The organism is Variovorax sp. RO1 (genome assembly GCF_002849325.1).
Taxonomy (GTDB): domain Bacteria; phylum Pseudomonadota; class Gammaproteobacteria; order Burkholderiales; family Burkholderiaceae_C; genus Variovorax.
Genome location: NZ_PKMT01000002.1, coordinates 253,186 through 271,255, shown reverse-complemented (window position 1 = coordinate 271,255; position 18,070 = coordinate 253,186). Strand labels below are relative to the sequence as shown.

The 18,070-nt window shown below is 65.3% G+C and carries 15 protein-coding genes and 1 riboswitch; of the genes, 14 read left to right on the top strand and 1 reads right to left on the bottom strand.

Annotated features, from left to right (window positions below; translation table 11 throughout):
* Position 1 precedes the first annotated feature (1 nt).
* The 11 genes from can to CY658_RS12375 all read left to right on the top strand — a co-directional run bounded on the left by can (position 2) and on the right by CY658_RS12375 (position 12,242).
* Positions 2 to 748: a carbonate dehydratase gene (gene can / locus CY658_RS12425; RefSeq protein WP_101490526.1), complete on the top strand. Its 747-nt coding sequence runs from the start codon at positions 2 to 4 to the stop codon at positions 746 to 748.
* A 47-nt stretch (positions 749 to 795) separates the two neighbouring features.
* Positions 796 to 2,616: a bifunctional isocitrate dehydrogenase kinase/phosphatase gene (aceK, locus tag CY658_RS12420; RefSeq protein WP_099793225.1), complete on the top strand. Its 1,821-nt coding sequence runs from the start codon at positions 796 to 798 to the stop codon at positions 2,614 to 2,616.
* Positions 2,617 to 2,685: 69 nt separating this feature from the next.
* Complete coding sequence (locus CY658_RS12415) at positions 2,686 to 3,870, top strand: acetyl-CoA C-acyltransferase (RefSeq protein WP_101490525.1); 1,185 nt, start codon at positions 2,686 to 2,688, stop codon at positions 3,868 to 3,870.
* A gap of 90 nt (positions 3,871 to 3,960) precedes the next feature.
* Positions 3,961 to 5,208, top strand: a complete 1,248-nt coding sequence (locus tag CY658_RS12410; RefSeq protein ID WP_101490524.1) for a glutamate carboxypeptidase — start codon at positions 3,961 to 3,963, stop codon at positions 5,206 to 5,208.
* A 40-nt stretch (positions 5,209 to 5,248) separates the two neighbouring features.
* Positions 5,249 to 6,379: an acyl-CoA dehydrogenase family protein gene (locus CY658_RS12405; protein ID WP_101490523.1), complete on the top strand. Its 1,131-nt coding sequence runs from the start codon at positions 5,249 to 5,251 to the stop codon at positions 6,377 to 6,379.
* A 429-nt stretch (positions 6,380 to 6,808) separates the two neighbouring features.
* A complete protein-coding gene (locus tag CY658_RS12400; protein ID WP_308217208.1) occupies positions 6,809 to 7,090 on the top strand; it encodes a hypothetical protein in 282 nt (93 codons plus the stop codon).
* Positions 7,091 to 7,214: 124 nt separating this feature from the next.
* A complete protein-coding gene (locus tag CY658_RS12395; RefSeq protein WP_101490521.1) occupies positions 7,215 to 7,850 on the top strand; it encodes a GIY-YIG nuclease family protein in 636 nt (211 codons plus the stop codon).
* A 643-nt stretch (positions 7,851 to 8,493) separates the two neighbouring features.
* Entirely contained in the window at positions 8,494 to 8,925 is a 432-nt protein-coding gene (locus tag CY658_RS12390; RefSeq protein ID WP_101490520.1) for a YchJ family protein, read from the top strand.
* 27 nt (positions 8,926 to 8,952) lie between these two features.
* Positions 8,953 to 9,058: riboswitch (TPP riboswitch) on the top strand.
* Positions 9,059 to 9,151: 93 nt separating this feature from the next.
* Entirely contained in the window at positions 9,152 to 11,035 is a 1,884-nt protein-coding gene (thiC, locus tag CY658_RS12385) for a phosphomethylpyrimidine synthase ThiC (protein WP_095746928.1), read from the top strand.
* Positions 11,036 to 11,127: 92 nt separating this feature from the next.
* Positions 11,128 to 11,820 (top strand): HAD family hydrolase, encoded by a 693-nt coding sequence (locus tag CY658_RS12380; RefSeq protein ID WP_101490519.1) that lies wholly within the window; start codon positions 11,128 to 11,130, stop codon positions 11,818 to 11,820.
* A 95-nt stretch (positions 11,821 to 11,915) separates the two neighbouring features.
* Positions 11,916 to 12,242, top strand: coding sequence for a thioredoxin family protein (locus tag CY658_RS12375; protein ID WP_101490518.1), 327 nt, complete (start codon positions 11,916 to 11,918; stop codon positions 12,240 to 12,242).
* A gap of 37 nt (positions 12,243 to 12,279) precedes the next feature.
* Here the strand turns inward: CY658_RS12375 and CY658_RS12370 are convergent, their stop codons facing one another.
* A complete protein-coding gene (locus CY658_RS12370) occupies positions 12,280 to 13,308 on the bottom strand; it encodes an AraC family transcriptional regulator (RefSeq protein WP_101490517.1) in 1,029 nt (342 codons plus the stop codon).
* A gap of 140 nt (positions 13,309 to 13,448) precedes the next feature.
* Here CY658_RS12370 and CY658_RS12365 point away from each other — a divergent pair, with 140 nt between their 5' ends.
* The 3 genes from CY658_RS12365 (at position 13,449) to CY658_RS12355 (ending at position 18,064) form a co-directional block, all read left to right on the top strand.
* Complete coding sequence (locus CY658_RS12365; protein WP_101490516.1) at positions 13,449 to 14,621, top strand: isovaleryl-CoA dehydrogenase; 1,173 nt, start codon at positions 13,449 to 13,451, stop codon at positions 14,619 to 14,621.
* A 144-nt stretch (positions 14,622 to 14,765) separates the two neighbouring features.
* Positions 14,766 to 16,445: an AMP-binding protein gene (locus CY658_RS12360; protein WP_101490515.1), complete on the top strand. Its 1,680-nt coding sequence runs from the start codon at positions 14,766 to 14,768 to the stop codon at positions 16,443 to 16,445.
* Complete coding sequence (locus tag CY658_RS12355; RefSeq protein ID WP_101490514.1) at positions 16,442 to 18,064, top strand: carboxyl transferase domain-containing protein; 1,623 nt, start codon at positions 16,442 to 16,444, stop codon at positions 18,062 to 18,064. Before CY658_RS12360 ends, CY658_RS12355 begins: the two co-directional genes overlap by 4 nt.
* The last annotated feature ends 6 nt before the right edge of the window (positions 18,065 to 18,070 follow it).

The window sequence follows — 18,070 nt, the reverse complement described above, 5'->3', positions numbered from 1 at the left end:
CATGTCCTCAGACAACCTCGACGACCTCTTTGCCCACAACCGTGCCTGGTCCGCCCAGATGGAGCGCGACCGGCCCGGCTTCTTCACCGGCCTCGTCAAGCAGCAGACGCCGCGCTACATGTGGATCGGCTGTTCCGACAGCCGCGTGCCCGCCAACCAGATCACCGGCCTGGAGCCGGGTGAAGTGTTCGTGCACCGCAACGTCGCCAACATCGTGGTGCACTCCGACCTCAACGCGCTCTCGGCGATCCAGTTCGCGGTCGAGCACCTGAAGGTCGAGCACATCATGGTCGTGGGTCACTACGGCTGCGCCGGCGTGAAGGCTGCGCTCAGCGGCAAGCGCATCGGTCTGGCCGACAACTGGATCCGCCACATCCAGGACGTGCGCGACCGCCACAGCGTGATGCTCGACAGCCTGCCCGAAGACGTGCGCGTCGATGCACTGTGCGAGCTCAATGTGGCCGAGCAGGTGGTCAACGTGGCCGTCAGCACCGTCATGGTCGACGCCTGGGCACGCGGCCAGAAGGTGCGCATCCACGGCTGGACCTTCGGTGTGCACGACGGCCTGCTGCAGGACCTCGGCCTGAGTGTCGAGGGCGACAAGCCGCTCGACGCCATCTACAAGGCCGCCGTGCAGCGCATTCGCTACAAGTGGAGCAAGCCCGCAGGCGCCTCGCCGTCGGCGCTGGCCGGTGCCGATGGCACCGAAGGCGCAGCAAAGAGCGCAGAGACCCCGCCCGTCGCCTGAGCGAACCCGTCGCCGCTGCCATCGCCGCCACCGTCGGTACTGTCGCCATGTTCCCGCAGCGCCTCGATTCCCCGCTGGCCTACGACATCGCGAAGGCGATGATCGACGGGTTCAACCGGCACTACCGGCTGTTCCGTGCCGAATCGGCGCGCGCCAAGCACCGCTTTGAAACGGCCGACTGGCACGGCCAGCAGCGCGCACAGCGCGAGCGCATCGAGTTCTACGACCTGCGCGTGAACGAGGCCGTGGCCCGGCTCGAGAAAGAGTTCAAGGCCGGCGACCAGCCCATGGAAGTCTGGCACCAGGTCAAGCTGCACTTCATCGGCTTGCTGGTGAACCACCACCAGCCCGAGCTGGCCGAGAGTTTCTTCAACTCGGTCACCACGAAGATCCTGCACCGCGCGTACTTCCAGAACGACTTCATCTTCGTGCGCCCGGCCATCAGCACCGAGTACATCGAGCCGCGCGGCGCACCCACCTACCGGCCGTACTACCCGTCGCAGGCCACGCTGCCCGACATCATCGAGCAGATGCTCGACGACTTCGCACTGCAGGGCAGCTACGCCAACAAGCGGCGCGATGCCGAGCGCGTGGCGCACGTCATCCTGAACCGCTTTCACCAGGTCAAGCTGCGCGCCAATTTCCAGCTGCAGGTGCTGTCGGGCCTGTTCTACCGGAACAAGGGCGCGTACGTGGTCGGCAAGATCATGAACGGCTTCACCGAGATTCCGTTCTCGCTGCCGCTGCTGCACGATGCCCACGGCAAGTTCTACATCGATGCGGCGCTGTTCGGCGAAGACGACCTGCAGATGCTGTTCAGCTTTGCGCGCGCCTACTTCATGGTCGACATGGAAGTGCCCTCGGCCTGGGTGCAGTTTTTGCGCTCGCTCATGCCGCGCAAGCCGCGCGCCGAAATCTACAACGCGCTCGGCCTGGCCAAGCAGGGCAAGACGCTGTTCTATCGCGACTTTTTGTCGCACCTGAACTACTCGAGCGATCGCTTCCGCATCGCGCCCGGCATCAAGGGCATGGTCATGCTGGTGTTCGACCTGCCGTCGTTTCCGTTCGTGTTCAAGGTCATCAAAGACTTTTATCCGCCGCAGAAGGACACCACGCGCGAGCAGATCAAGGGCAAGTACATGCTCGTGAAGCAGCACGACCGCGTGGGCCGCATGGCGGACACGCTCGAGTACAGCAACGTGGGTTTTCCGCTCGACCGCTTCGAGCCCGAGCTCATCGAGGAGATCCGCAAGTTCGCGCCCAGCCAGCTCGAGATCGGCGACCGCGACGGCAACGGGGAGATGGAGGTCGTGCTCAAGCACGTCTACATCGAGCGCCGCATGATTCCGCTGAACATCTACCTGCAGGAAGCCTTCGACACGCTGGCCCACCCCGAGAGCCCGGCCCATGCCAAGCGCGCCAAAGACCAGCTCGAACACGCGGTGATCGAGTACGGCAACGCGATCAAGGACATGGTCGCCGCCAACATCTTCCCCGGCGACATGCTGTGGAAGAACTTCGGCGTCACGCGCGGCGGCAAGGTCGTGTTCTACGACTACGACGAAATCGAATACGTCACCGACTGCAAGTTCCGCAAGGTGCCCACGCCGCGCAACGAAGAAGACGAGATGAGCGGCGAGGTCTGGTATTCGGTCGGCCCGAAAGACGTGTTTCCCGAGACCTTCGAGCCCTTCCTGCTCGGCAACAGCGACGTGCGCGCCGCCTTCATGGCGCACCACGCCGACCTGCTCGACGCCGCCTTCTGGCAGCACCACAAGGAGCGCATTCAGGCGGGCCAGATGCTCGATGTGTTCCCGTACGAAGAGTCGCAACGCTTCCAGCACGAAGGCCACGCGACGCATTTCTGACCGCCCGTTCCCCGATTCCGTTTTCGCTTTGTCTTTGATTCCACTTTCACATTCCTGAAGGAGACCTCCATGTCCGAATCCATCGTCATCGTCGGCGCCGCCCGCACCCCCATGGGTGGCTTCCAGGGCGACTTTTCGTCCCTCTCCGCGCACGACCTGGGCGGCGCGGCCATCAAGGCGGCCGTCGAGCGCGCCGGCATCGCGCCCGAGAGCGTGGGTGAAGTGCTGTTCGGCAACTGCCTCATGGCCGGCCAGGGTCAGGCTCCGGCGCGCCAGGCGGCCTACAAGGGCGGCCTGCCCGACAGCGCGGGCGCCGTCACGCTCAGCAAGATGTGCGGCTCGGCCATGAAGGCCGCGATGCTCGCGCACGACCTGCTGCTGGCCGGCACGCACGACGTCATCGTGGCGGGCGGCATGGAAAGCATGACCAACGCGCCCTACCTCATGCTCAAGGGCCGCGGCGGCTACCGCATGGGCCACGACAGGATCTATGACCACATGATGCTCGACGGCCTCGAAGACGCCTACCAGCCGGGCCGCTCCATGGGCACCTTCGGCGAAGACTGCGCCGCCAAGTACAACTTCACGCGCGAGCAGCAGGACGCCTTCGCCATCGCCAGCGTGCAGCGCGCCAAGGCCGCCACCGAATCCGGCGCCTTCAAGGACGAGATCACGCCCGTCACCGTGAAGGGCCGCAGCGGCGACACCGTCATCTCCATCGACGAAGGTCCGGGCAAGGTCAAGCTCGACAAGATCCCCACGCTCAAGCCCGCGTTCAAGAAAGAAAACGGCACCATCACCGCCGCATCGAGCTCGTCGATCAACGACGGCGCCGCCGCGCTGGTCATGATGACCGAGTCGCACGCGAAGAAGATCGGCGCCAAGCCGCTGGCGCGCATCGTCGGCCACGCCACGCACGCGCAGCAGCCCGAGTGGTTCGCGACCGCGCCGGTCGGTGCCGTGCAGAAGCTGTTCGCCAAGACCGGCTGGACCGTGAAGGACGTCGACCTGTGGGAAGTGAACGAAGCCTTCGCCGTCGTGCCCATGGCCCTCATGCACGAGCTCGACGTGTCGCACGACATCGTCAACGTGAACGGCGGCGCCTGCGCGCTGGGCCACCCCATCGGCGCCAGCGGCGCGCGCATCATGGTCACGCTGCTGCACGCGCTGAAGGCGCGCGGCAAGAAGCGCGGCGTCGCCACGCTGTGCATCGGCGGCGGCGAAGGCACCGCGGTCGCGCTCGAATTGCTATAACGCCAGGAGCCGCAGGCGCCCGGGAGAGCGCGCCGGCCGGTTTCCACCCCGGACACCTCAAACAAAACCATGCGTAGAGCAGGAGATTTCATGCGCCCATCCCTTCACCGTACCGCCGTTGCCGCCGTGCTCGCTACCGCCTTCGTGGCAGGTGGCGCCTGGGCCCAGAAGCGCGACAACGTGCTGTTCCAGGCCGCCACCGACGAGCAGCCGGCGGTGATCAAGACGCTCGAGAAACTCGTCAACATCGAGACCGGCACCGGTGACGCCGAAGGCATGGCCGCCGCCGGCGCGTACCTCGAAGGCGAACTGAAGAGCCTCGGCTTCACCGTCACGCGCAGCAAGTCGGCCGGCCTCGTGGTCGGCGACAACATCGTCGGCAAGCTCAAGGGCCGCGGCGGCAAGAACCTGCTGCTCATGTCGCACATGGACACCGTGTACACCAAGGGCACGCTCGCCAAGGCGCCGTTCCGCATCGAAGGCGACAAGGCCTACGGCCCCGGCATCGCCGACGACAAGGGCGGCAACGCCGTCATCCTGCACACGCTCAAGCTGCTCAAAGACTACGGCGTGCGCGACTACGGCACCATCACCGTGCTGTTCAACACCGACGAAGAAAAAGGCTCCTTCGGTTCGCGCGACCTGATCCAGGAAGAAGCCAAGCTGGCCGACTACGTGCTCTCGTTCGAGCCCACCAGTGCCGGCGACGAAAAGATGTCGCTCGGCACCTCGGGCATCGCCTACGTGCAGGTCAACATCACCGGCAAGGCCTCGCACGCGGGCGCCGCTCCCGAGCTGGGCGTGAACGCGCTGGTCGAGGCTTCCGACCTCGTGCTGCGCACCATGAGCATCGACGACAAGTCGAAGAACCTGCGCTTCAACTGGACCATTGCCAAGGCCGGCAACGTGTCGAACATCATCCCGGCCAGCGCCACGCTGAACGCCGACGTGCGCTACGCACGCAACGAAGACTTCGACGCCGCCATGAAGACGCTCGAAGAAAAGGCGCAGCAGAAGAAGTTGCCCGAGGCCGACGTCAAGGTGCTCGTCACGCGCGGCCGTCCGGCCTTCAACGCGGGCGAGGGCGGCAAGAAGCTGGTCGACAAGGCCGTGGTCTTCTACAAGGAAGCCGGTGGCAGCGTGGGCGTCGAAGAGCGCACCGGCGGCGGCACCGACGCGGCCTACGCGGCGCTCTCGGGCAAGCCCGTGATCGAAAGCCTGGGCCTGCCCGGCTTCGGCTACCACAGCGACAAGGCCGAGTACGTCGACATCAGCGCCATTCCGCGCCGCCTGTACATGGCCGCGCGCCTGATCATGGACCTGGGCGCCGGCAAGTAAGCCGCGCACCCACCGACAAGAAAGAACCGGAGACAACGCCATGCTGCTCAGCGCAGACCAGGAAGCCATCCGCGACGCCGTGCGCGATTTCTCGCAGGCCGAGCTCTGGCCCAACGCCCCGAAGTGGGACCGCGACCACCGCTTTCCGAAGGAAGTGCACCAGGGCCTGGCCGCGCTGGGCGCCTACGGCATCTGCGTGCCCGAGGAGCATGGCGGCGCAGGCCTCGACTACCTCACGCTCGCGCTCGTGCTTGAGGAAATCGCCGCCGGCGACGGCGGCACCAGCACCGCCATCAGCGTGACCAACTGCCCCGTCAACGCCATCCTCATGCGCTACGGCAACGCGCAGCAAAAGAAGAAGTGGCTCGAGCCGCTGGCCCAGGGCCAGATGCTCGGCGCCTTCTGCCTCACCGAACCGCAGGCCGGCAGCGATGCCTCGAGCCTGCGCACCACCGCGCGCAAGGACGGTGACGGCTACGTGATCGACGGCGTGAAGCAGTTCATCACCAGCGGCAAGAACGGCCAGGTGGCCATCGTCATCGCGGTCACCGACAAGGGTGCGGGCAAGCGCGGCATGAGCGCGTTCATCGTGCCGACCGACGCGCCCGGCTACAACGTCGCGCGCGTCGAAGACAAGCTCGGCCAGCACAGCAGCGACACCGCGCAGATCAACTTCGACAGCTGCCGCATCCCGGCCGAGAACCTCATCGGCGCCGAAGGCGAGGGCTACAAGATCGCACTCGGCGCACTCGAAGGCGGCCGCATCGGCATCGCCGCGCAGAGCGTCGGCATGGCCCGCAGCGCCTTCGACGTGGCCGTGGCCTACGCCAAGGAACGCCAGGCCTTCGGCGGCGCCATCTTCGACCAGCAGGCCGTGGGCTTTCGCCTCGCCGACTGCGCCACGCAGATCGAAGCCGCGCGCCAGCTCATCTGGCACGCCGCCAGCCTGCGCGACGCTGGCCGGCCCTGCCTGAAAGAAGCCGCCATGGCCAAGCTCTTCGCCAGCGAAATGGCCGAGCGCGTGTGCAGCGCCGCCATCCAGACCCTGGGCGGCTACGGCTACGTGAACGACTTTCCGCTGGAGCGCATCTACCGCGACGTGCGCGTGTGCCAGATATACGAAGGCACGTCGGACATCCAGAAGCTGCTGATTCAACGCGCGCTGGCGTGATTGCTTGATCGCCTGACGATCACGTGAAGGAACGCCACGGCCAGAGTGGGTGATGTTTCGGTAGGGCGGGGCGTGCCAGTCGCTGAAACTTGACGGGCGTCCGAGAGACCGCTTACATTGCCTTCGCCTCGTGATGAGCGGGGCCGGGTTTAGCAGCCCGCTGACATCCTGCGACGAAAGCCGCAGTTACCGCACAGGGTCTGCGGCTTTTTCGTTCGTGCTCCTTTTTAGGCGGCTCGAATGGGAGGGCTCGCGCCCTGCCGGTTTCCGCAAGGATGTCCCGGTCTGCTAACCCGTTCGAGCCGCCGCCCTCGTTTAGCAGCGGGTGCGTCGGTTGTTGCAAATCGACATCCTTGGAGGCCTATGGCCACTGCTTCAAATGCGGGTACCGACGCCGGTTGCCCTTGCGCGTCTCAACGACCCACTGCCTTGTTCAAACCCTTTGAATGGGTGCAAGGCGAACGGCTTGCTCCTTCACTGCAAAGCCACGCTGCGTTCCTCAACGATGCGCGTGACGTGGTGCAGGGTGCGCAGACGTTGGTACAGCTGCTCGAATGGGATGAAGATCGGCGCGATGCCGCTTCTTCTGATGCGAACTCTGCGCCGATTTTCGATGCATGCCAGCGCAGTTCGCTGCAGCGGTTTCTTGCGGTATCGCTGGGGCTTCTGCATGCGCGGATTGAAGCGCAGTGCGATGCATTTGCCGAGTAGCGCTATTGGTTCGCGGCTAGCTCTTTCGATCTTGGAAGCAATGCGGTTGTGGCATTCTTCAGCAGATCGTCGGCGATCAAAACTACTAGGCTTCTCTCAGGTCGAACGGTAACTACTTGCACTTATGAACTCTGGATTTGTATACATCATGATCAATCCCGCGATGCGAGGATTGGTGAAGATTGGATTGACCGAACGCACGTCGAAGGCACGGGCGGGTGAGTTGCGAGGAACCGGAGTCCCCGACGATTTCATCGTGGTCTATGACGAGTTGGTGACGGATTGCAAATTCGTCGAAACGCGCCTGCACCAGCGATTCGATGACTACCGATGCCAACCCAACCGGGAGTTCTTTCGGATTCCCATACGCGAAGCAATACGCGGGCTAATGGAGGAGTCGGCGGGATTTATCGTCCCTCGCATAGGCGCTAACAGTGGCGTCGAAATTCTTCCTGACCTAAAGAAAAAGTACCCGAGCTACTTGAAGCCACACTTTCATTCAGTAAAGATCATGCACCGCGACGGTGTCGTCTATCTGGAGTCTGTTCGCTATCGTCATGTTGGGTCGCGAGACGAAGTGGTTGACCGGACTGATCTTGCGTTTGTCATCAACGGCGATTCCAGCATGTTTCCCGCTGAACGTAGCCCCGAAGATAACGCTCGGCTATTTGTCCATCAACTCGACGAATACTCGATGATTCATTGCACGGATCTTTTCACCCTTGATGCGTGCGAAGAGATCGCGCGCCGGCATGAGTGACGTTCGGAGGATTCTCGAAGAACCCCTTTGCCGCACTCTGCCGTCCTTGGTCAGAGGCCAGATGCGTCACTCGCCGGCTCGCTGGGCACTGATTCCGGTGCGTGAAAGACGCGACTTCCCTCCGATTGGTTTGAGGGGTACCAAGCATGAAATGCCATCAAGGCAGGGGCGTCTTTGCATGGCAGGCCAGTCAACTCCATCTGAGGAAACTTGCAAACCAAGTAGTCCCGGTCGTTGAGCCCATACGAACCATCCAGGCGGAGCTTTCGGAATTCATTCAGGTCGTTGAAATAAGGTCTGGAACTATCCAACACCTCGCGCCACCAGTGGACACGCCCATCTGTCTCGAATTGCAGGCATTCGCGATAGACCGCACAGAAGAAGACGCCACCCGCACCCAAGTCCGTCGACGCCATCGGGCCTGTGAAGTATGGCTTTCCAAGAGTCAATGGGATTGAGTTCATATGAGCATGTGCTGAGACGCAGAGGAAGAGGATGGGCGACTCCCGGTCGAGCACGGTCTATCGATGCAAAACGCTTGAGCGCATCCTCCACCCCAGACTCACGCGAAGCGGACATGCCCAGAGGCTCTCTACGGCCCCCTTCAGCCCCCGCCGCGCCAAGTGTTCCAATAGAGCCCTTCATGAGCGCCACCGACCCCACTCCCGGCCCCTGCCCCTGCGGCCGCACCGACCGTCGCGACAAGCCCATCGGCTACTCCCTGTGCTGTGGGCGCTACCTCGACGATTTCGAGAACACGCCCGCGCCCGACGCCGAATCGCTGATGCGTTCGCGCTATTCGGCCTTCGTGCTGGCCCGCGCCGACTACCTGCTCGCCACCTGGCATGCGTCGAAGCGGCCGGCCTCGGTCGAGTTCGAGCCGGGCGTCAAATGGCTGGGGCTGGACATCCGCTCGCGCTCGGTGCTCGATGCCGACCACGCCGAGGTCGAGTTCGTCGCCCGCCAGCGCAGCGCGACGGGCGTGGCGTTCCGCCTGCACGAGCGCAGCCGCTTCGTGCGCGAGAACGAGCGCTGGTTCTACGTCGACGGCGATCTGCACCAGCCCCCGGGTTGACGGCACCGGGCTTCGGCCCGCACAATCGGCCCCGCTCCGGGGTGCACACATGTGGTGTGCTGAGATGGCAAAGCTGCCGACCCGCGAACTTGATCCGGGTCATACCGGCGTAAGAAGAGCTGCACTCCCTGACTTCGGTCCGTCACTCCCTTTTCTGGTGGCGGGCCTCCCGAGGTCCACTGAGCGATTGCGGAGCACCCTTTCCCTCAACAAGGAGTGCCTCCCGATGAATGCCCCCGATAAATTCACCTCGCTGCTGTCGCTGACGCGCGAACCCTTTCCCGCGTCGCACAAATGCGTCATTCCGGGCAGCCGGCCTGACCTGTTCGTGCCCGTGCGCGACGTGGCGCTGACCAACGGCGAAACGGTGTCGCTTTACGACACCTCGGGCCCCTACACCGATCCGAAGGTCGAGATCGACGTGCGCCGCGGCCTGCCCGATGTGCGCAGCGCCTGGGTCATCGAGCGTGGCGACACCGAAAGCTACGAAGGCCGCACGCACCACGCGCTGGACGACGGCGCCAAGAACGAAGACCGCGACGCGCAGCGCCTGGCCGAGCTGCGCGCCGGTGCCTCGGCGCTGCAGCGCACGCCGCGCCGCGCCAAGTCGGGCGCCAACGTCACCCAAATGCACTACGCGCGCCGCGGCATCGTCACGCCCGAGATGGAATACGTGGCGCTGCGCGAGAACGGCAAGCGCGAATGGATGGCCGAGTACCTGGCCAACGAGGAGCGCGCCAAGCGCGTGGCGGGCAACCCGATGGGCGCGAGCATTCCGCGCATCATCACGCCCGAGTTCGTGCGCGACGAAGTGGCCCGCGGCCGCGCGATCATTCCCGCGAACATCAACCACCCCGAGGTCGAGCCGATGGCCATCGGGCGCAACTTCAAGGTGAAGATCAACGCCAACATCGGCAACTCGGCCGTCACCTCGAGCATCGAGGAAGAGGTCGAAAAGCTGGTGTGGGCCATTCGCTGGGGCGCTGACAACGTCATGGACCTGTCGACCGGCAAGAACATTCACACGACGCGCGACTGGATCGTGCGCAACTCGCCGGTGCCCATCGGCACGGTGCCGATCTACCAGGCGCTCGAAAAGGTGGGCGGCGTGGCCGAAGACCTCACCTGGGAAATCTACCGCGACACGCTCATCGAGCAGGCGGAGCAGGGCGTCGATTACTTCACCATCCACGCGGGCCTGCGCCTGCCGTTCATTCACCTCACGGCCGACCGCATGACGGGCATCGTGTCGCGCGGCGGCTCGATCATGGCCAAGTGGTGCATCGCGCACCACAAGGAGAGCTTCCTCTACACGCACTTCGAGGACATCTGCGACATCATGAAGGCCTACGACGTGAGCTTCTCGCTCGGCGACGGCCTGCGCCCCGGCTCGGGTGCCGATGCGAACGACGAGGCACAGTTTGCCGAACTGCGCACGCTGGGCGAGCTCACGCAAATCGCCTGGAAGCACGACGTGCAGACCATGATCGAAGGCCCGGGCCACGTGCCGATGCACATGATCCAGGCGAACATGGACGAGCAGATCAAGCACTGCCACGAAGCGCCGTTCTACACGCTCGGCCCGCTGACCATCGACATCGCGCCGGGCTACGACCACATCTCCAGCGCCATCGGCGCCGCGATGATCGGCTGGGCCGGCACGGCGATGCTCTGCTACGTGACGCCCAAGGAGCACCTGGGCCTGCCCGACCGCGACGACGTGAAGCAGGGGATCATTGCCTACAAGATCGCCGCGCACGCCGCCGACGTGGCCAAGGGCCACCCGGGAGCGCGCTCGCGCGACGACGCGCTGAGCAAGGCGCGCTTCGAGTTCCGCTGGCAAGACCAGTTCAACCTGGGCCTGGACCCCGACACCGCGCGCGAATTCCACGACGAAACGCTGCCGAAAGACTCGAGCAAGGTGGCGCACTTCTGCTCGATGTGCGGCCCGAAGTTCTGCTCGATGAAGATCACGCAGGAAGTGCGCGAGTACGCCGCCAAGAAGGGCGTGGCGGAGCGCGAGGCCATGGCCGAGGGCATGGAAGAGAAGTCGAAAGAATTCATGGCCGGCGGCGGCGAGATCTACATCCCGATCCGCCCCGTCGTCTGAAATGGCCTGAGAGGGCCCGATAGCCTGAGTCTCCCCGTGCGGAAAGGGGGCGTTGCTACCATGGGGCCAGACCCCTGAACTCCTGCCTCGCAATGACCCCTTTCCCCTTTTCCGCCGTTCTCTTCGATTGCGACGGCGTGCTCGTCGATTCCGAGCCCATCACCAACCGCGTGCTCGCCGACATGCTCGGCGAGCTCGGCTGGCAGCTCACGGCCGAGGAATCGATGAACATCTTCACCGGCAAGGCCGTGAAGGACGAAACGGCGCTCATCGAGGCCAAGACCGGCTTCAAGATCACCGACGACTGGCTGCGTGGCTTCCGCGCCCGCCGCAACGAGGCGCTCGACCGCGACCTCGTCGCCATTCCCCATGCGCCCGCCGCCATCCGCGAGATTCACACGCGGCTCAAGGGCCGCATCGCCTGTGCTTCGGGCGCCGACCGCCACAAAGTCGAGCTGCAACTGGCCAAGGTCGGCCTGCTCGACTGCTTCGAAGGCCGCATCTTCAGCGGCCACGAGATGCCGCGTTCCAAGCCGTACCCCGACGTGTACCTGGCCGCAGCGGAAGCGCTCGGTGTCGACCCGACGCGCTGCGCGGTGGTCGAAGACACGGTCACCGGCGCCACGGCCGGCGTGGCCGCGGGTGCCACGGTGTTCGGCTACAGCACCGGCGAGTCGGGCCACAGCGGCCCCGGCGCACTGCGCGCCGCGGGTGCCGTGGCCGTGTTCAGCGACATGACCGAGCTGCCCGCATTGCTCGCCAGCTACGGCCTGCAGGCGGCCTGAGTTTCTGGTGCAATGACGCCCGTCAGCGTGTCGCGCGCCCGCCGCGCACACGCATTCCTCTTCACGCTTTCTCACGTTTCGCAAGGACTTCGCCCATGACCTCCGAATACCAGACCGAGCAACCCGACCGCAGCGAGATCGACGCGCTCCAGGGTCCGGCCGTGGTGGAGTTCGGCACCAACTGGTGCGGCATCTGCAAGGCCGCACAGCCGAACATTGCCGAGGCCTTTGCCAAGTACCCGAACGTGCGCCGCATCAAGGTGGAAGACGGCAGCGGCCGCCCGCTGGGCCGCTCGTTCAACGTGCGGCTGTGGCCCACGCTGGTGTTCATGCGCGACGGGCAACAGGTCGCGAAGCTGGTGCGGCCGGAAGACAGCCAGTCGATCGCCGATGCGCTGGCGCTGATCGATTCGCCGGGCTGAGTTGCGGCGTTCAGGGCGCGCGCCCTAAACGGGGCCGCTACAACCCCAGCTGCCGAAAATCCCGAGGCGCGTGCCCCGTCCATTGCAGGAACGCGCGCGAAAAACTCTTCTCGTTACGGAAGCCCACCGCCAGTGCCACCTGCTTGATCGGTCGCGTGGTCCGGCGCAGTTGCTCCACCGCGAGTTCGTGCCGCACCTCGTTCTTCAGCACCTGCAGCGAGGTGCCCTCTTCATGCAGCTGCCGGTGCAGCGTGCGCCCCGACACGTTCAGCAGCCCCGCCAGCGCCTCCGCCGTGGTCGCCTCGCCGGCGCGCGCGCGCAGCAGTTCGCGCACACGCTGGCCCAGCAGGCGGTCGCGGCGGTACTGCAGCACCGTGAGCGGCAGGGCGCGCTTGAGCATGGTGCGCAGCGCGCGCTCGTCGCGCAGCAGCGGCAGCGCGAGGTAGCGCTCGTCGAAGCTGATGCTGGCCTGCGGCGCATCGAAGTGCACGTCGGGCGTGAACATCAGCGGGTAGGCGTCGTGGTGCGGCGGCGCTTCGAACGGAAAGGTGGCCTGGCGCAGCGAGATGCGCGAGTCGATGGCCCAGCACACGTAGCCGTGCATGAAGCGCAGGCTGGTCACGAGGCAGAACTCGCGGAACGCCGGATCGAGCGGGCGGTTCTCGGTGATGCGCAGCGTGGCCACGCCGCCGGTCACCTCCAGCGCGAGCGTGATGTCTTCGGTCAGCAGGCGGTGGTGGCGGCACCAGCGCTTGATGGCCACGCCCAGGTCGGGCGAGGTGAGCGAGGCGCGGCACAGCATGCCGTAGCTGCCCCAGGGCAGGCGGCGCGAGAACCAGCCCAGCGCCTCGTCGTCGAGCTCCTGCATGGCGTGGCCCGACAGCGCCTCGAACTGCGCGGCCGTTACCCGCGCGCCGGGGCGGGCCAGTTCACGCGGCGCGATCTGTGCCGCCTGCAGGGCCTGCGCCGGGTCCTTGCCGTAGCGGGCATACCCTTGCACGATGGCTCGCACGAAGGCCATCGGCGTGACGGCGCGGGCGGGTCGCAGGAAGGCGGGAGACGACAAGGTTGAGTGCATCGGTCGTGGCGCAATTTGCAACCATTGTGGCGCCAATTGCGGCGCGACGAGGCGTAAGCTGCGACTTTTCAAGCGCCATTCCGCGCGGGCAGCCCTGCGCGCCGACCCCCTCAGAGGAGACAAGACTCATGCACGATTTCGGCCTCAACTTCGACCTGGGCGACGACATCGACGCGCTGCGCAGCGCGATCCAGGACTTCGCCGCTAACGAAATCGCGCCCCGCGCCGCCGAGATCGACCGCGACAACCTGTTCCCGCACGACCTGTGGCAAAAGCTCGGCGAGCTGGGCCTGCACGGCATGACGGTGAAGGAAGAATTCGGCGGCACCGAGCTGGGCTACCTGGCCCACATCGTGGCCATGGAAGAAGTCTCGCGCGCCTCGGCCTCGGTGGGCCTGTCGTACGGCGCGCACTCCAACCTGTGCGTGAACCAGATTCACCGCAACGGCAGCGACGCGCAGAAGAAAAAATACCTGCCCAAGCTGGTGAGCGGCGAGCACGTCGGCGCGCTGGCCATGAGCGAGCCCAACGCCGGCTCCGACGTGGTGAGCATGAAGCTCAAGGCCGAGAAGAAGGACGGCTATTACGTGCTCAACGGCGGCAAGATGTGGATCACCAACGGCGGCGATGCCGACACGCTGGTCATCTACGCCAAGACCGAACCTGAAATGGGCGCGCGAGGCATGACGGCCTTCATCGTCGAGAAGAACTACAAGGGCTTCTCGGCCGGCACCAAGCTCGACAAGCTTGGCATGCGCGGCTCCAACACCTATCCGCTGTTCTTCGACAACTGCGAAGTGCCCGAAGAGAACGTGCTCGGCGGCGAAGGCATGGGCGCCAAGGTGCTGATGAGCGGCCTCGACTACGAGCGCGCCGTGCTCTCGGGCGGCCCGCTGGGCATCATGGCCGCCTGCATGGACGCCGTGATTCCGTACATCCACGAGCGCCAGCAGTTCGGCCAGAGCATCGGCGAGTTCCAGCTGATGCAGGGGAAGATCGCCGACATGTACTCGACCTGGCAGGCCACCCGCGCCTACGTGTACGCCGTGGGCAAGGCCTGCGACCGCAACGACCATGCGCGCACCTTCCGCAAGGACGCCGCCGGCGCCATCCTGTATTCGGCCGAAAAGGCGACCTGGATGGCCGGCGAGGCGGTCCAGACGCTGGGCGGCGTGGGCTACACCAAGGACTTCCCGGTCGAGCGGCTGTGGCGCGACGCCAAGCTGTACGAGATCGGCGCGGGCACGAGCGAAGTGCGCCGCATGCTGATCGGGCGCGAGCTGTTCAGCGAAACGGCCTAGGTTGTTTTTCTCCCTCCCCTTCCGGGGGAAGGTTGGGATGGGGGCAAGCGGCGTTCGATGAAGCACAGCGCCTAACAAACGCCGCTTGCCCCCATCCCAACCTTCCCCCGGAAGGGGAAGGAGCAAGTCAAGGAGACAAGGAACATGAGCATGACTGCTGCGTTGACCGAGAGCTACGGCAAGGGCGCCACCAACGTCCCCCTCATCGAACACCCCATCGGCGACTTCTTCGACGACATGGTCGAAAAGCAGCCCGAGCGCGAAGCCCTCGTCAGCCGCCACGAAGGCCAGCGCTTCACCTACCGTGAACTGCAGACCACATCGAACCGCCTCGCGAGCGCGCTGCTGAACCTGGGGCTCGTGCCCGGCGACCGCGTGGGCATCTGGTCGCACAACAACGTGCCCTGGGTGCTGATGCAGATCGCCACCGCCAAGGTCGGCCTGATCCTCGTGAACATCAACCCGGCTTATCGCACCTCGGAGCTCGAGTACGCGCTCAACAAGGTCGGCTGCAAGGCGCTGGTGACGATGGCGCAGTTCAAGACCAGCGACTACCTGGGCATGCTGCGCGAGCTGGGCCCGGCGAAGCTGCCGCAGCTGCTGCACACCTTCTGGATCGACAAGCCCGGCCAGGGCGATGAGCAGCCGGGCATGCGCCGCTTCAGCGAGTTGCTGACCAGCGGCGACGCTGCCGATGCGCGCGTGGCCGCCACGCAGAAGACGCTGAAGGCCACCGACCCGATCAACATCCAGTTCACCAGCGGCACCACGGGCTTCCCCAAGGGCGCGACGCTCACGCACCGCAACATCCTGAACAACGGCTTCTTCATCGGCGAGTGCATGAAGCTCACGCCCGTCGACAAGCTCTGCATTCCCGTGCCGCTGTACCACTGCTTCGGCATGGTGCTCGGCAACCTGGCCTGCCTCACGCACGGCTCGGCCATCGTGTACCCGAACGACGGCTTCGATCCGCTCACGGTGCTCGAAACGGTGCAGGCCGAAAAATGCACGGGCCTGCACGGCGTGCCCACGATGTTCATCGCCGAGCTGGACCATCCGCGCTTCAAGGAGTTCGATCTATCGACCTTGCGCACCGGCATCATGGCCGGCTCGCCGTGCCCGACCGAGGTGATGAAGCGCGTGGTCGATCAGATGCACCTGAACGAAATCACCATCGCCTACGGCATGACCGAAACCAGCCCCGTGAGCTGCCAGAGCAGCACCGATACGCCGCTGGACAAGCGCGTGTCGACCGTCGGCACGGTGCAGCCGCACCTCGAGGTGAAGATCATCGACCCCGAGACCGGCGCGGTCATGCCCATCGGAAAGTCGGGCGAGCTGTGCACGCGCGGCTACTCGGTGATGCACGGCTACTGGGAGGACGAACCCCGAACACGCGAAGCCATCGACGCCGAACGCTGGATGCACACCGGCGACCTCGCCACGATGGACGCCGAGGGCTACGTGAACATCGTCGGCCGCATCAAGGACCTTGTGATCCGCGGCGGCGAGAACATCTACCCGCGCGAGATCGAAGAATTCCTGTACCGCCACCCGAAGGTGCAGGACGTGCAGGTGGTCGGCCTGCCCGACAGAAAGTACGGCGAAGAGCTGTGCGCCTGGATCATCGTCAAGCCCGGCCAGACCGCGACCGACACCGAGATCCGCGATTTCTGCAAAGGCCAGATCGCGCACTACAAGGTGCCGAAGTACATCCAGTTCGTCTCCGAGTTCCCGATGACGGTGACCGGCAAGATCCAGAAATTCAAGATCCGCGATGCCATGACCGAGCAACTCGGTCTCACGCAAGAAAAGACAGCATGAGCAAACTCGAAACCAAACTCAACGCCCGGTCCGCAGACTTCCAGGCGAATGCCGCGGCCATGCGCGCGCTGGTCGACGATCTGCAAAAGCAGTTCACCAAAGTGGAGCAGGGCGGCGGCGAGGCCGCGCGCGCCAAGCACACGGCGCGCGGCAAGCTGCTGCCGCGCGACCGCGTGGCCGAGCTGCTCGACCCGGGCACGCCCTTCCTCGAAATCGCGCCGCTGGCCGCGCACGCGATGTACCTCGACGGCAAGGGGGCCGAGTCGGCACCGGGCGCCGGCATCATCACCGGCATCGGCCGCGTGAACGGTGTCGATTGCATGATCGTGTGCAACGACGCGACCGTGAAGGGCGGTACCTACTACCCGCTGACGGTCAAGAAGCACCTGCGCGCGCAGGAGATCGCCGAGCAGAACCGCCTGCCCTGCATCTACCTCGTCGACTCGGGCGGCGCCAACCTGCCGAACCAGGACGAGGTGTTCCCGGACCGCGACCACTTCGGCCGCATCTTCTACAACCAGGCCAACATGAGCGCCCAGGGCATTCCGCAGATCGCGGTGGTCATGGGCTCGTGCACGGCCGGTGGCGCGTACGTGCCGGCGATGAGCGATGAATCGATCATCGTGAAGAACCAGGGCACCATCTTCCTGGGCGGCCCGCCGCTCGTGAAGGCGGCCACCGGCGAGGTCGTGTCGGCCGAAGACCTGGGCGGCGGTGACGTGCACACGCGCCTGTCGGGTGTGGTCGATCACCTGGCGCAGAACGACCTGCACGCACTGGCGCTGGCGCGCTCGGCGGTGGCCAACCTGAATGCGAAGTCGGCAGAGAAGCCGGACGGCGCCGCAGTGCGCGCGCCCGAGTTCCCGCGCGAGGAGCTGTACGGCGTGATCCCCACCGACACACGCAAGCCCTTCGACGTGCGCGAGATCATTGCGCGCATCGTCGACGGCAGCGAGTTCCACGAGTTCAAGGCCCGCTTCGGCGCCACGCTGGTCTGCGGCTTTGCCGAGATCGAGGGCATGCCGGTCGGCATCATCGCGAACAACGGCATCCTGTTCAGCGAGTCGGCGCAGAAGGGCGCGCACTTCATCGAGCTGTGCTGCCAGCGCAAGATCCCGCTGGTGTTCCTGCAGAACATCACCGGCTTCATGGTCGGCCGCAAGTACGAGAACGAAGGCATCGCGCGCCACGGCGCCAAGATGGTGACGGCCGTGGCCACGGCCAACGTGCCCAAGTTCACGATCATCATCGGCGGCAGCTTCGGCGCCGGCAACTACGGCATGTGCGGCCGTGCGTACAGCCCGCGCTTCCTCTGGATGTGGCCCAACGCGCGCATCAGCGTGATGGGCGGCGAGCAGGCCGCGAGCGTGCTGGCCACCGTGAAGCGCGACGGCATCGAACTGAAGGGCGGCAGCTGGAGCGCCGACGAAGAAGAAGCCTTCAAGGCCCCGATCCGCCAGCAGTACGAAGACCAGGGCCACCCCTACTACGCCACCGCGCGCCTGTGGGACGACGGCATCATCGACCCGGCCGACACGCGCCGCGTGCTCGCACTGGGCCTGGCGGCATCGCGCAACGCGCCGATCCCCGAGCCGAAGTTCGGCATTTTCCGCATGTGACGAGGG